Consider the following 14,435-nt stretch of genomic DNA (forward strand, 5'->3'; position numbering starts at 1 on the left):
GCCTGCGACTTCGCTTGCGGCACCGGCCGCTTGTCCCTAGCATCCCCGTCTTTGCCGCATTCGCGGCACCCGTCCACCATCGCAAAGGAGAGAACCCATGTCCCATTCGACACGTCCCTTTGCAGTCGTGCACGCTTGAAGCCCTAGCGCCTCCAGGCCACGCTGCAGACCTGATTCCCGGCCCCGCAAGAGGCCCGGCTTTCGGCTGCGCGTGCGCTTTTCCTGATGCCTGTCCATCGAGCTTGCGGCGACTGCCCATTGCGCATTCCGCATCTGCCGGAATGTGCCCCAAGCACTCGATCGAAAGCCATTCATGGGCAATTCCATAGTATTCCGTGGCGCAAACGCGGCACCCGCAATCACTCAAGCCAGAGACACCGAGGAAGGGCCGCCCCGCACCGAGGGTGTCGTCTCCCCCCGCGAAGCGAGAGGGGGGAAGGCGCGCAGCGACTCAGGGGGGCCGGACATCCATCTTCAGGTGTTCGCCAACCGCGGCGTCTGGATTGAAGACGCCGCCATCCAACAACTTCAAACGACGGCCCGCAACCTGGCCGGCATGCGCGCAGCCGTGGGCCTGCCCGACCTGCACCCGGGCCGGGGCTATCCGGTAGGGGCGGCCTTCTTTTCCGTGGGCCGCTTCTACCCTGCCCTGGTCGGCGGCGACATCGGCTGCGGCATGTCGCTGTACAGCACGGAGCTGGCGGCGCACAAGACCTCGGCCCCCAAGCTGGAAAAGGCGGTGGGCAACATCGACGGCCCCCTGCCCCAGGAACTGCTGGACGCCGTGGACATGCAGCAGCTGGAGCACATCGCCCAGGCCAGCGGCGTGGCCGACCTGGCGTATCTGCAGGACAGCCTGGGCACCATTGGCGGCGGCAACCACTTTGCCGAACTGCAGGTGGTGGACACGCTGTACGAGGACGGCGCGCTCGACAGGAAACGCGTGCACCTCATGGTGCACAGCGGCTCGCGCGGGCTGGGCGGCGCCATCCTGCGCGCCCATGTGGAGGCCTTCAGCCACGACGGCCTGGCCGCCAGCAGCGATGACGCCACGCAGTACCTGCGCCAGCACGCGGCCGCCATCGCCTTCGCCCAACTGAACCGCGCCAGCATTGCGGCACGCCTGCTGCGCGCCCTGCGCACGCGCGGCCAGGCCCTGCTGGACATCACCCACAACCACGTGATCGCCCACCACTGGCGCGGAGAAGACGGCTTTTTGCACCGCAAGGGCGCCACGCCGGCCGACCAGGGTCTGGTGGTGATCCCGGGTTCGCGCGGCGACTACAGCTACCTTGTGCGGCCCGTGGCCGGGCGTGACGAGGCACTGCACTCGCTGGCGCACGGCGCGGGCCGCAAGTGGGCACGCACCGATTGCATGGGCCGCCTACGCCCGCGCTTCACGCTGGACGAACTGCTGCGCACAAAATTCGGCAGCGCCGTGGTCTGCGCCGACCGCGAACTGGTCTACGAGGAGGCCCCCCAGGCCTACAAGGACGTGGACTCCGTCGTCGCCAGCCTGCAGGAAGCCGGCCTGGTGCAGCTGGTGGCGCGGCTGCGCCCCCTGCTGACCTACAAGAAGGGAGCCATGCAATGCTGCTGATCCAGCTGACCGCATCCCACGGCCCCGCCGAGTGCGAGCATGCCGTGCGCCTGACCCTGCGCGAGCTGCTGCGCGACTGCGCCGCCAGCGGCATCACCGTGGACGTGCTGGAAGAAACGCCCACGCCGGCCGGCTACAAGTCCGTGCTGCTGCGCTGCGAGGGCGACACCGGCCTGCTCCACGGCACGCTGGGCGCCTGGCTGGGCACCATCCAGTGGGTCTTCGACAGTCCCCTGCGGCCCCATCACCCGCGCAGGAACTGGTTTGTTGCCGTGCAGAAGTGCGAGCCGCCCCGGCAATTGCCGGCAGACGGCGAAATCGTCTTCCAGGCCTGCAAGGCCTCGGGCAAGGGCGGCCAGCATGTCAACACCACGGACTCCGCCGTCCATGCCCTGCATGTGCCCAGCGGGATCTCGGTGAAGGTCATGAGCGAGCGTAGCCAGCACGCCAACAAGCGGCTGGCGCGCGAGCTGCTGGCCCTGAAGCTGGCGCGCCTCAACGCGCAGGGCGAGGGCCAGGCCCGGCGCACGCGCAGCCAGCAGCACTGGGAGGTGGAGCGCGGCAGCCCCGTGAAGGTGTTCCGCGCCTGAACGCCCGGGGCTAGCCCCGGGCGCACATGTAGATGCCCAGGGCCAGCAGGCCCAGCATCAGCACGCGCTTGAAGACCTGGGGCGACAGCGACTGGCGCAGCCGCTCGCCCCAGGCCATGCCGGCCAGGGCGGGCAGCAGCATCAGCGCGGAAACCAGGGCTGTGGCACCCCACCCCGTCCAGGACGAAGCGGCATGGCCCGGCCCCTGCGCCAGCGCCATGCCCGCGCCCAGCGCCAGCGTGGACACCGTGAAGCACAGGCCCATGGCCTGCATCAGCGCCTGCCGGCCCAGCGCCAGCGATTGCAAAAAGGCCACGGCCGGCACCACGAACACGCCGGTCAGCGCCGTGATCCCGCCCGTCAGCAGACCACACAACAGGCCCAGCCAGGCCTGATGCCTCTGCGGCAACTGCAGGCCCGGCCCCCACAGGCCCCACAGGCCCCACAGGGCATACACAACCAGGGCCACGCCCAGCGCCGTGCGCGCCACGGCGGCCTCGCCCACCGGGCCCCACCACAGCATGCCGCCCACCGTGCCCGCGACAATGCCCAGCTGCATCCAGCCCAGGCGCCGCAGCAGCGGCCGCAGCGATGGCAGGGGCCGCATCTGCACCACATTGGTCACCAGGGACGGCAGCAGCAGCCAGGCCGCCGCCTGCCCGGCCGGCATGAACAGCGCCAGCAGCGCCATGGACACCGTGGGCAGGCCCAGGCCCACCACCCCCTTGACGACACCGGCCAGCCCGAACACGGCCACCGCCGCCGCCAGCACCCACCACGCATCCCACATCACGGCCACCCTGCACTTTCCACCGACTTGGCTCAGGCCCTTCCTGAACCTCATGGCGCCATGCTCGTGCACCAACAAAGGGATCACAATCGGGAATCTTCAAACCAAGGCTCAGGCATGGCCTGATCCTTCAGCACCACAGGCCATGCGATTCGACCTCACCGACCTGCAGCTGTTCGTCCATATCCTCGACTGCGGCACGCTCACTGCGGCGGCCGGGCGCTCGCACATGACCCTGGCCTCGGCCAGCGAGCGCGTGCGCGGCATGGAGGCGCAACTGGGTTGCGCCCTGCTCGCGCGCCAGGCGCGCGGCGTGCGGCCCACGGCGGCCGGCCACACGCTGGGCCAGCATGCGCGCAGCGTGCTGGCCCAGATGCAGCGCCTGCGCGGCGACATGGCCGAATACGGCGCGGGGCTGGCCGGCCATGTGCGCGTCTGCGGCAACACCTCGGCCGTGGGCGAGCACCTGCCCCTGGCCGTGGCGGGCTTTCTGCGCAGCCACCCGCGCGTGGCGCTGGAGCTGCAGGAATGCGGCAGCGCCGAAGTGCTGGACCGGCTGCGCCAGGGCCTGTGCGACATCGGCGTGGCCAGCGATGCGCAGGACACCACCGGCCTGCAGGCCACGCCCTGGCGCCCCGACCCGCTGGTGGCCGTGCTGCCGCGCGGCCACCGCCTGGCCCGGCGCACGCGCCTGGCCTTGCAGGAGCTGCTGGCCGAAGACTGGGTGGGCCTGCCGCACGATGCCGCCCTGCAGATGCTGGTGCGCCAGCAGGCCGCCTTGCTGGGGGGGCCGTCGGAAGGGCAGTTGCGCTGGCGCGCCCAGCTGCAGCACCTGGACAGCATCTGCCAGCTGGTGGGCCAGGGCGTGGGCGTGGCCGTCATGCCGGCGGCAGCCGCGCAGCGCCTGGCCCCGGCCAGCGGCGCCCGCGCCGTGCCCTTGAGCGATGCCTGGGCCCGGCGCCAGCTGCTGCTGTGCACCGTCCGGGAAGACCAGTTGCCCGCCCATGCCAGGCAGTTGCTGGAGCATCTGCAAGGGCTTGGCTCGCCTGAGCCTTAGCGAACCATGTTGGAAAGCGCTATGCAGGACAATACGGGGATCATGACCCTCAAAGCCCCCGAACTGCTGCTGCCGGCCGGCTCGCTCGACAAGATGCGCGCGGCCTACGACTTTGGCGCCGACGCCATCTACGCCGGGCAACCCCGCTACAGCCTGCGCGCACGCAACAACGAATTCCGCCTCGAACAGATCGCCCAGGGCATCTCCGAGGCGCATGCGCGGGGCAAGAAATTCTTCGTCACCAGCAACCTGATCGCCCACAACGACAAGGTGCGCACCTATATCCGCGACATCGAGCCCGTGATCGAGTGCAAGCCCGACGCGCTGATCATGGCCGACCCCGGCCTGATCATGATGGTCAAGGAAAAGTGGCCCGAGACCGAGGTCCATCTCTCGGTGCAGGCCAACACCACCAACTGGGCCACGGTGAAGTTCTGGCAGAAGGCCGGCGTCTCGCGCATCATCCTGTCGCGCGAGCTGTCGCTGGACGAGATCGAGAAGATCCGCCAGGAATGCCCGGACATGGAGATCGAGGTCTTCGTGCACGGCGCGCTGTGCATCGCCTACTCGGGCCGCTGCCTGCTGTCGGGCTACTTCAACCGGCGCGATCCCAACCAGGGCACCTGCACCAATGCCTGCCGCTGGGACTACAAGACGCATGACGCGGCCGTTGATCCCAATACCGGCGAGGCCCTGGCCCAGACCATGGAGCAGGACTTCAGCTTCGAGAAGGCCCGCGAGGAGGCCGACAGCCAGTTCACCAGCACCTGCGGCGACGGCGCGCGCCACCCCAAGGCCGAGCAAGTCTACCTGCTGGAGGAAAAGGGCCGCCCCGGCGAGCTGATGCCCATCATGGAAGACGAGCACGGCACCTACATCATGAACTCCAAGGACCTGCGCGCCGTGGAGCATGTGGAGCGCCTGGTGAAGATCGGCGTGGACTCGCTCAAGATCGAGGGCCGCACCAAGAGCCTGTACTACGTGGCCCGCACGGCCCAGGTCTACCGCCGCGCCATCGACGATGCCGTGGCCGGCCGCCCCTTCAACCCCCACCTGATCACCGAGCTCGAAGGCCTGGCCAACCGGGGCTACACGGGCGGCCTGCTGGAGCGCCGTCCCTCGCAGGACTACCAGAACTACGAGACCGGCCACTCGGTGCTGCAGCGCAGCCACTTCGTGGGCGAAGTGCGCAGCTATGCCGACGGCATGGCGGAGGTGGAGACCAAGAACCGCTTCTCGGTGGGCGACACGCTGGAGATCATCCACCCCCAGGGCAACCGCCAGGTGCTGCTGGAGAAGATGTTCAACCTCGACGGCGAGCCCGTGCAGGTGGCCCAGGGCAACCCGGTGCGCGTGCGCATCCCCCTGGAAGGCCCGGCTGAAGGCGCGCTGATCTCGCGCCTGCTCTGAGGGCGGGCTTCGCCCCTGCTTCCAGTTTTTCTTCTTGGCGGCCGTCCAGGTCCATTGCCGCAATGGCCTGGAGCGGGCGCCTTTTTCTTTCATTCCTCATTTCTGCACTGCCATGGACATCGTCGTCAACGAAGAACTCAAGGCCTACATCGACCCGCTGACCCCCGATGAACTCGACGCGCTGGAGCGCAGCATCCTGGCCGAGGGCTGCCGCGATGCGCTCGTGCTCTGGAACGACCTGCTCATTGACGGCCACAACCGCTACGCCATCTGCCAAAAGCACGGCCTGCCCTTCAACACCCTCCAGGCCACGCAGTTCAAGAACATGGACGACGTGCACCTGTGGATGATCGACCAGCACCTGGGCCGCCGCAGCGTGTCCGACTTCCAGCGCGGCGTGCTGGCGCTGCGCAAGCGCGAGATCATTGCGGCCCGCCGCTCGGCCGCTGCCGCCGCCGTGATGGCGGCCAAGGCCGAGGCGCCGGCCCAGCCCGAAGGCGAAGCGCCCTGGGAAGGCGAGACCGACCCCGTGGTCGCCGCCGCCCTGGCCAGCGTGGCCAAGGTGCCCGATGAGGCCCTGGACACGCGCGAGGCCCTGGCCCGCGTGGCCCGCCTGTCCAGCAGCCAGGTCAAGCTGATCGAGACCATCCAGCAAAAGGCCGCGCCCGAAGTGGTGGCCGCCGTGCGCTCGGGCGACATCTCGCTGAGCACCGCCGCCGTGGTCGCCAGCCTGCCCGTGGATGAGCAGCAGGCCGTGGCCGCCGCCGGCGCCGACGAACTCAAGCAGGCCGCCAAGCGCGTGCGCGATGCGAAGAAAAAGCCCAAGGCCGCCAAGCCCGAAGCCGACGCTGCCGACGGCGAAGGTGCGGCCGTGACCGCCTCGCCCGAGGAACTGCAGCAGCGCGTGAACGAACTTGAAGCCGAGAACGAGCGCCTGCGCCAGCAGATCAAGGCCTTGCAGGAACTGCTGGCCGAACAGGGCTGATCCCCGGGCCGCGACCTCCCCAGGCATGACGCGCTACCAGGAACTGGCCGACGATATCGAGGCCTCCATCGCCGCAGGCGTGCTGCGCGCGGGCGACAAGCTGCCCTCCGTGCGTCACACCAGCGAGCGGCGCGGCGTCAGCGCCTCCACGGTGTTCCAGGCCTACTACCTGCTGGAGGCACGCGGCCTGGTGCGCGCGCGCGAGCGCTCGGGCTACTTCGTCGCGGCGCGGCCGCACAGCGCCCCGCCCGAGCCCACGCAGCTGTCGGCCCCCCCGGGCGAGCGCTTTGCCGTGGTCGATGTGAGCGAGCGGGTGTTCGAGGTTCTGGAATCGTCCATGGACCGCGATGTCGTGCCGCTGGGCTCGGCCTTTCCCTCGCCGCGCCTGTTCCCGCTGCAGCGCCTGGGCCAGGCCCTGGCCCGCGCCGCGCGCCAGGCCGATCCGCGCAGCGCCCTCGATGACCTCACGCCCGGCAGCATGGCATTGCGACGCCAGATCGCGCGGCGCTACCTGGCCGACGGTCTGGCACTGTCACCGTCCGACCTGGTCATCACCAATGGCGCGCTGGAGGCACTGAACCTGTGTCTGGCCGCCGTCACGCGGCCCGGTGGCGCCGTGGTCATCGAATCGCCCTGCTTCTATGGCGCGCTGCAGGCTCTGGAGCGCATGGGGCTGTCCGCCATAGAGGTGCCCACGCATCCCGGCGAAGGCATGGACCTGGCCGCGCTGGAGACCGCCGTGCAGCGTCACCGGCCCCAGGCCATCTGGTTGATGACCAGCTTCCAGAATCCGCTGGGCAGCCTGATGCCCGAGGCGCGCAAGAAGGCCCTGGTGGAACTGGCCACGCGCCACCAGTTGCCGCTGATCGAGGACGATGTCTACGGCGAGCTGTACTTTGGCGAACACCGCCCGCCACCGGCCAAGGCCTTCGACACCGAGGGCTGGGTGCTGCACTGCGCCTCTTTCTCCAAGTGCCTGGCGCCCGGCTGGCGCGTGGGCTGGACCGCTCCGGGCCGCTTCACGCGCGCCGTGGCGCGGCAAAAGCTCACCACCACGCTGGCCACCAATGCCCCCAGCCAGCAGGCGCTGGCCGACTACCTGGAAAGCGGTGGCGTGGACCGTCACCTGCGCCGCCTGCGCCAGAGCCTGGCCCTGCAGCGGGACCACATGGCATCGGCCATTGCCCGCCACTTTCCGCAAGGCACGCGGGCCACGCGGCCCGAGGGCGGCTACTTCATGTGGATAGAGCTGCCGCCGTACTGCGATGCGCTGGCCCTGCACCGCGCAGCGCTGGCGCGCGGCATCAGCGTGGCGCCGGGGCCGATCTTCTCGGCCTCGCAGGCCTTCGGCCATTGCCTGCGGCTGAACTACGGCCATGACTGGAGCGACGAGACCGGGCAGGCCCTGGCCACGCTGGGCGAGCTGGCCCGCGCAATGCAGTCCCTTCCCGCAGCAAAAGCAGCAGGGTAAGCGCCCGCTGCGCTGGAGGCACCTGCTGCGCTGTAGCGCCCGGGCAACGCGACCCCGCGCAGCTGCTGCCAGCCTGGTGCCGGCTGGATGATTCTCATTTAGACTCGCGCACCGAACCGGCATTGCCGCCATGCATGCTGACCGGTCCTTGTCTCCTGCTTCCGCCTCGCCCGCCGCCACGCGTCCTGCAGCCTGCCAGCCGACCCTTCAGCGCTGCACCATTCCCAGAGGCACAAAGGAAGTTTTCCATGGTTTCCAGCAATCACTGCGCCACGCTCACACGCTGCGCGGCCGCTGTCGCCGCCGCCCTGCTGTCGCTGCAGGCGTCGGCACAGGCACCATCCACCACCACCACCACCACCACCACCACCGCACCCGAGGCCGGCCTGTCCACCATCACCGTCACGGGCAACTGGCTGGACAACCCCACCGAGGAAAAGGTGCTGGACCATGCCGGCGCGCGCACCATCGTCGAACGGGCGCGCATCGAGGAAACCGGCTCCTCCAGCCTGCGCGACGTGCTGCGCCTGGTGCCCGGCGTGCAGGTGCAGGACAGCAACGGCACGGGCGGCAGCGATGTGTCGCTGAACATCGGCGTGCGCGGCCTGACGGCACGCCTGTCGCCGCGCTCGTATGTGCTGATGGACGGCGTGCCCGTCTCCTACGCGCCCTACGGCCAGCCCCAGCTGTCGCTGGCGCCCGTGTCGCTGGGCAACCTGGAGTCGGTGGACGTGATCCGCGGCGCGGGCTCGGTGCGCTACGGCCCCCAGAACGTGGGCGGCATCATCAACTTCGTCACGCGCGCCATTCCCAAGACCTTCGCGGCCGAGGCCTCGGTAGGCACCGAGATCTACAGCCACGGCGGCAATGCCAAGACCACGCCCAGCCTGTTCGTGGGCGGCACCAACGAATCCGGCCTGGGCCTGGCACTGCTGTACTCGGGCACGCATGGCGACGGATGGCGCGCAGGCAATGACAAGACCGATATCGACGACATCCTGCTCAAGGGCGCCTACCGCATCTCGGCCCAGGACGACATCGCCGTCTCGCTGCACCACTTCGAGGGCTCGGGCCGCATGCCCGGCGGCCTGACCACGGCGCAGTACGCGGCCGACCCGTTCCAGTCCACGCGCTCCTACGACAGCTTCGACGGCCGCCGCACCGATGCCTCGTTCAAGTACAACCACAAGGACGGGCGCAACAACTTCGAGGTGCTGGGCTACTACGTGGACTCGTTCCGCGGCAGCCACATCGAGCAGGACAACGCCAACCAGCGCCGCCTGACGGCCGCGCCGCGCAGCTACCACTACTTCGGCATCGAGCCGCGCTACTCGCGCCTGTTCGAGACCGGCTCCGTGGTGCAGGAAGTCAGCGTGGGCTACCGCTACCTCAAGGAAAGCAGTTCCGAGGTCGCGCTGCGCACCGCCTACTACAACCCCGCCACCATGGCCAACGCCATGGCCCTGCCGATCACGCCCTACCAGACCAGCCAGGGCGGCACCACGGCCCATGCCTTCTACATCGATGACCGCATCGACATCGGCAACTGGACCATCACCCCCGGCGTGCGCTACGAACGCATCAACTCGTTCAACAACGTCAGCAACCTGGGCGCCGACGGCAGCACCGTCACCAGCCAGCTGTTCCCCAAGGCCGAGGCACGCGAGCTCCTGCCCACGCTGTCCGTGCTCTACCGCATGAATGCGCAGTGGTCGCTGTTCGCCAACGCGGGCAAGTCCTTCGGACCGCAGCAGTATGCGCAGCTGGCCCAGACCGAGCGCGGCCTGCATCCCGAATCGGCCAAGACCTATGAGGTGGGCACGCACTACAACAGCCCGGCGCTGAACGCCGAGCTGACGCTGTTCAACATCGACTTCGACAAGGAACTGCTGCTGACCCGCGTGGGCGTGGACGGCATCTGGACCGACCTGGGCGCCACGCGCCACCGCGGCATCGAGTCCTTGCTGCGCTACGACCTGGGCCAGTGGAATGCCGCGCTCAAGGGGCTGACGGCGGGTGTGTCCTATACCTATACCGAGGCCGTCTCGCGCGCCGGCGATTTCGCGGGGCGCGACCTGCCGCTGTACTCGCGCCACACGGGCCAGCTGTGGGCGCGCTATGCGCTGGGGCAGTGGACGCTGAATGCGGACCTGGCCGCGCAATCGAAGCAGCGCTCTCCGGGGTCGGGCACGCAGTATGTGACGCAGGAAGATGCTGCGGGGCGGCTGGGCGATATTCCCGGGTTTGCGACCGTGGGCCTGCGTGCGGGCTATGACTTTGGCAAGTCGCTGGGCAATCTGCGGGTGGCCGTGGGGGTCAAGAATCTGTTTGATCGCAGGTACTACACGCGGTCTACGGACAACAACGGGGGCAAGTATGTGGGGATGCCTCGGACGTTGTATGTGCAGGGGACGTTGCCGTTCTGAGGCTGCTATTGCAGGGGCCTGAACTTTTTGGTCCCTGCCGGGTGGTATTTTTCTGAGGCCGGGTCTCGGCCCGGCGGCCGACTGACCTTTCTTGATTCGCCAAGAAAGGTCAGATCAAAGCAGGCGACCCGAATGTCCGCGACCCTCCGCTTCGCTGCGGGCAACCTGCGCTGACATACGGGGAGTGGGGGGTGGGCATGGAGCGGGCCGTCGCTTCGCTCGGCCCATTTTGTTCTTTTTAGCCCTCTGCTGTGAATCCCACGCGCTTGACGATGGGGCCCCATTTGGCGAGTTCGGACTGCAGCAGCGCGGCCAGTTCGGCGGGGGTGGAGGATTGGGCGTCCAGGCCGAAGGTGGCCAGGCTGTCCACCACGTCGGGCGTGGCAAGGGCCTTGCGCATGTGGCCGTTCAGGCGCTGCACGGTCTCGGCGGGGGTCTTGGCGGGCACGAAGAAGGCGAACCATTCGCTGTGCGCCATGTCCTTGTAGCCCTGCTCCACCAGCGTGGGGACCTGGGGGGCGAAGCGGCTGCGCTTGGCGCCGCTGACGCCCAGGATGCGCATCTTGCCGCCGGCCAGGTGCTGCAGCATGTCGCCCACGGGGCCGCAGACGGCGGAGACGTTGCCGCCCAGCATGTCCAGCAGCGCCGGCTGGGTGCCGCGGTAGCCGGCGTGCTTGAAGTCCACGCCGGCATGCTGGCCCAGCAGGGCGCCGATGAAGTGCGGCGTGGAGCCGGGAGCGGGCGAGCCGAAGTTGGCGCCTGCGGGGTTGGCCTTGGCCCAGGCGAAGAATTCGGGCACGGTGGTCACGCTGGCGGGCACGGCGGGGCCGACGGCAAAGCCGAAGTCGAAGATGCAGCCCACGGTGACTGGCGCCAGGTCGGCCACCGGGTCATAGGGCAGCTTCTTGTAGATGTGCGGGTAGATGGACAGCATGGACGTGGGCGTCTGCAGCAAGGTGGCGCCGTCTGCGGGCCGGCCCTTGACGTAGCTGATGGCGATCTGCCCGCCCGCGCCGGTGCGGTTTTCCACCACGGCGGTCTTGGCATAGCCCGACAGCTTGGTGCCCACGCGGCGGCAGATGGCGTCCGAGGTGCCTCCGGCCGCGAAGCCGGTGATGATGTTCAGGGTCTCGATGGGGCCCTGGGCCTGCGCCCAGGCCTGCTGGCCCAGGCTGGCCAGCAGCGCACCCGCTCCAGCGGTGCCCAGCCATTGGCGGCGGTCAATGTTCATGCGTATGTCTCCGGTTGAAATTGAAACTCTGAAAAAAAACAGTGGGGGAACAGCGGGGGAAATGCGTGCCAGCCCGGCGGCTTCAACTGTCGTCGCGCAGCCAGACCACCTGGCCCGAATGCGTGACCGCTCCCTGGTGGGCCGGGCGCACGGTGAGCGCGTATTTTTCCAGCACGCCGCCCAGCGGCGGCATCTGGCGGCGCGCGGCGGCTGATTGTTCCAGACGTGTGGCCAGTTCGGCCTCGCCGATTTCCACCGTGATGCTGCGCGCATCGGCGCGGGCGTCGATGGCGATGAGGTCGCCGTCGCGCAGCGCGGCAATGGGGCCGTTGTCGGCGGCCTCGGGGCCTGCGTAGCCGATGCACAGGCCGCGCGTGGCACCAGAGAAGCGTCCATCGGTCAGCAGGGCCACCTTGTCGCCCATGCCCTGGCCATACAGCAGCGCGGTGATGCCCAGCATCTCGCGCATGCCGGGGCTGCCGCGCGGGCCTTCGTTGCGGATGACGATGACATCGCCGGCCGCGTACTGCATGGCCTGCACGGCGGCCTGGGCCTGTTCCTCGGACTCGAAGACGCGCGCGGGGCCCCGGTGCACCAGGGTCTTGAGGCCGGCCGTCTTCAGCAACGCGCCATCGGGGCAGAGGTTGCCCTTGAGCACGGTCAGGCCACCGTCGCGCGTGATGGGGTTGCCGGGCGTGCGCACCACCTCGCCATCGGGCGGCGCGGCATCGGCCAGTTCTTCGGCCAGGGTGCGGCCCGTGAAGGTGAGCGCATCGCCGTGGACAAAGCCCTGCTCCATCAGCGTGCGCAGGATCACGCCGGCACCGCCGATGTAGTACACGTCGCGCGCCAGGAAGCGCCCGCCGGGGCGCAGGTCGGCGATCAGCGGCGTGCGCGCGAAGATCTCGGCCACGTCGTCCAGGTGGAAGCGGATGCCGGCCTCGTGCGCGATGGCCGGCAGGTGCAGGGCGGCATTGGTCGATCCGCCCGTGGCGCTGACCACGGCGCAGGCATTCTCCAGCGCCCGGCGCGTGATGATGTCGCGCGGCAGCGGGCCGCCGCCTTCGGCGCTGGCCCACACGGCCTGCATGAGCTGGCGCGCGGCGCGGCGCATCAGCGGTGCGCGCTCGCTGAACACGGCGGGCACCATGCTGGAGCCGATGGGCGCCAGGCCCAGCGCCTCGCTCACCATGCCCATGGTGTTGGCCGTGAACTGGCCAGCGCAGGCGCCGGCCGTGGGCAGGCAGGCGCGGCTCATGGCCTCCAGGTCCTGCGCCGTGGCGGTGCCGGCCAGCACCTGGCCGATGGTCTCGTAGGTATCGACCACGTTCAGGTCGCGCCCGTGCACGCCGGGCGCCTGCCCCGGCAGGGCCGAGCCGCCATGCACGAAGACGCTGGGCACATTGCAGCGCACCATGCCCATCATCAGGCCCGGCAGGTTCTTGTCGCAGGCGCCGATGGCGAAGATGCCATCCCACTGGTGGCCGCGCACCGAAGCCTCCACGCTGTCGGCGATCAGCTCGCGCGAGACCAGCGAAAACCGCATGCCTGAATGCGCCATGGTCAGCCCGTCGCTGACCGACACCACCGGGCATTCATGCGGCGTACCGCCCCCGGCATAGATGCCGGTCTTGGCATGCTGGGCCTGGTCGCGCAGGTTGAGGTTGCAGGGGCTCATCTCCCCGCCCGTGTGGAACACGCCGATGTGCGGGCGCTCCACGTCTTCGTCGTCCTGGCCCAGGGCATGCAGGAAGCTGCGCGTGGTGGCACGGATGGTGCCGGAGCGGATCAGGGCGGAGCGAAAGGGCGTGGGCGTGGCCGCTGCCGGGCTGCTGCCAGTGGTGCTGGTTGTGGTGGTGGAGGCGGCCAGCGATGCGGAGGCGCTGGACTCGGAAAAGACGTTGTCGGGGGAGGCAGGTTTCTTGTTCATACGCGGGACGGAAAACAGCCGCCCACCATAGCGGGGTCTGCGGATTTCCCTATGAGCATTTACACCAGATCGTGTCGCCCGGGAGTCGCCCGCATACCACCCTTGTGTCGCCCCGGCTTAGAGGATGGCCTGAAGGCCTTTGTCGGCGATGACGTTGAGCAGCTTGAGCGCCGGTCCGGCGGGACGGGTTTCGCCCTGCTCCCATTTGCGCACCGTGGAAGCCGTGGTGTGCAAATGCAGCGCAAACACCGGTTGGCTGAACTTCAAAGTCTCGCGCAGCTGTTTGATGTCGGCCGCCTCGAACTCCCGCACCGGGGGAGGACAGATCGCGTCGAACTCGCGCATCGTCACCTTGTCGATGGCGCCCGCTTCGTACAGCGCAGCCAGATCGCCGCGCAGGGATTCAATGATCTTGCTCACAATGCACCTCCAACAAAACGCCTGACTGCAAGGCCGCCGACAAGGCCTGGGTGGACAGGTCCAGAAACAGCTTGCCTGCAAACCTCAAAGCCCTCTGTTCTTCCTGTGTGATGTTCGCCTTGTCGTTCTTGGTGAAACCATGCAGGAAGAAGTATCGGTTGCCGATTCGTGCCGACAACAGCGTTCGATAACCCCCACTCTTGCCCGCGCCTGGACGCGCCACCCGCTTCTTGTAGAGAAAGCCCCCCAGGTCCGCGTCGATCAGCCCTCTTTCCATCTCCCTGACCGCCTTGCACAGCGCGGTATCGGGCAGTTTCTCGCTCGCCTGCCATCGGGAAAAGTCCTTGCGTTTGAGAACGCGCGCCATGCCAGCCTCCCAACTATACCCGTTACGGGTATGTATTTCACCTTCATACATATCACCACAGGGTAGAGCCTGCGAATTTGAAGTGCTGCCTCGTGCCTGCCTCATTCAAGCCCCTGTCGTTTCTCCTTGGCCTGACTGCCAGCCCGCTTGTCCGCCTT

General features: G+C 68.5%; 12 protein-coding genes. 7 read left to right on the forward strand and 5 right to left on the reverse strand.

Translation table 11 applies throughout. The annotated features are described in order from the left end of the window. Positions 1-313 precede the first annotated feature (313 nt). Positions 314-1,600, forward strand: coding sequence for an RNA ligase RtcB family protein (locus U6958_RS24820; protein WP_083393641.1), 1,287 nt, complete (start codon positions 314-316; stop codon positions 1,598-1,600). Continuing rightward, complete coding sequence (gene prfH / locus U6958_RS24825; RefSeq protein WP_074923113.1) at positions 1,591-2,190, forward strand: peptide chain release factor H; 600 nt, start codon at positions 1,591-1,593, stop codon at positions 2,188-2,190. Before U6958_RS24820 ends, prfH begins: the two co-directional genes overlap by 10 nt. 10 nt (positions 2,191-2,200) lie before the next feature. Here the strand turns inward: prfH and U6958_RS24830 are convergent, their stop codons facing one another. Further along, on the reverse strand, positions 2,201-2,980 hold the full coding sequence (locus tag U6958_RS24830; RefSeq protein ID WP_074923127.1) for a sulfite exporter TauE/SafE family protein: 780 nt from the start codon (positions 2,978-2,980) through the stop codon (positions 2,201-2,203). A gap of 145 nt (positions 2,981-3,125) precedes the next feature. On the opposite strand from U6958_RS24830, the gene U6958_RS24835 reads away from it, so the two are divergent. From U6958_RS24835 to U6958_RS24855, 5 genes are all read left to right on the forward strand, one after another. Beyond that, on the forward strand, positions 3,126-4,037 hold the full coding sequence (locus tag U6958_RS24835) for a LysR family transcriptional regulator (RefSeq protein WP_016450448.1): 912 nt from the start codon (positions 3,126-3,128) through the stop codon (positions 4,035-4,037). A 21-nt stretch (positions 4,038-4,058) separates the two neighbouring features. Then, the gene (yegQ, locus tag U6958_RS24840) at positions 4,059-5,447 is read left to right on the forward strand and encodes a tRNA 5-hydroxyuridine modification protein YegQ (protein WP_016453913.1); all 1,389 of its coding nucleotides are present in this window, start codon (positions 4,059-4,061) and stop codon (positions 5,445-5,447) included. 112 nt (positions 5,448-5,559) lie between these two features. Further along, positions 5,560-6,432 carry a plasmid replication/partition related protein gene (locus U6958_RS24845; RefSeq protein WP_074923126.1) on the forward strand — a complete coding sequence of 291 codons (873 nt, stop codon included), beginning with the start codon at positions 5,560-5,562 and terminating at the stop codon, positions 6,430-6,432. Positions 6,433-6,457: 25 nt separating this feature from the next. Further along, positions 6,458-7,903, forward strand: a complete 1,446-nt coding sequence (locus U6958_RS24850) for a PLP-dependent aminotransferase family protein (protein WP_016450445.1) — start codon at positions 6,458-6,460, stop codon at positions 7,901-7,903. Positions 7,904-8,151: 248 nt separating this feature from the next. Continuing rightward, positions 8,152-10,329 (forward strand): TonB-dependent siderophore receptor, encoded by a 2,178-nt coding sequence (locus U6958_RS24855; protein WP_074923112.1) that lies wholly within the window; start codon positions 8,152-8,154, stop codon positions 10,327-10,329. Between the two features lie 238 nt (positions 10,330-10,567). Here U6958_RS24855 and U6958_RS24860 read toward each other — a convergent pair whose 3' ends face one another. The 4 genes from U6958_RS24860 to U6958_RS24875 all read right to left on the reverse strand — a co-directional run bounded on the left by U6958_RS24860 (position 10,568) and on the right by U6958_RS24875 (position 14,277). Beyond that, entirely contained in the window at positions 10,568-11,560 is a 993-nt protein-coding gene (locus U6958_RS24860; RefSeq protein ID WP_012204371.1) for a Bug family tripartite tricarboxylate transporter substrate binding protein, read from the reverse strand. 82 nt (positions 11,561-11,642) lie between these two features. Continuing rightward, positions 11,643-13,490, reverse strand: coding sequence for a dihydroxy-acid dehydratase (locus U6958_RS24865; protein ID WP_074923111.1), 1,848 nt, complete (start codon positions 13,488-13,490; stop codon positions 11,643-11,645). A gap of 117 nt (positions 13,491-13,607) precedes the next feature. Next, entirely contained in the window at positions 13,608-13,910 is a 303-nt protein-coding gene (locus U6958_RS24870; RefSeq protein ID WP_016450218.1) for a DNA-binding transcriptional regulator, read from the reverse strand. Further along, the gene (locus U6958_RS24875; RefSeq protein WP_047218629.1) at positions 13,894-14,277 is read right to left on the reverse strand and encodes a type II toxin-antitoxin system RelE/ParE family toxin; all 384 of its coding nucleotides are present in this window, start codon (positions 14,275-14,277) and stop codon (positions 13,894-13,896) included. The genes U6958_RS24870 and U6958_RS24875 overlap by 17 nt, the downstream gene beginning before the upstream one ends. Positions 14,278-14,435 lie beyond the last annotated feature (158 nt).

It is taken from the genome of Delftia lacustris, assembly GCF_040267515.1.
Taxonomy (GTDB): domain Bacteria; phylum Pseudomonadota; class Gammaproteobacteria; order Burkholderiales; family Burkholderiaceae_C; genus Comamonas; species Comamonas tsuruhatensis.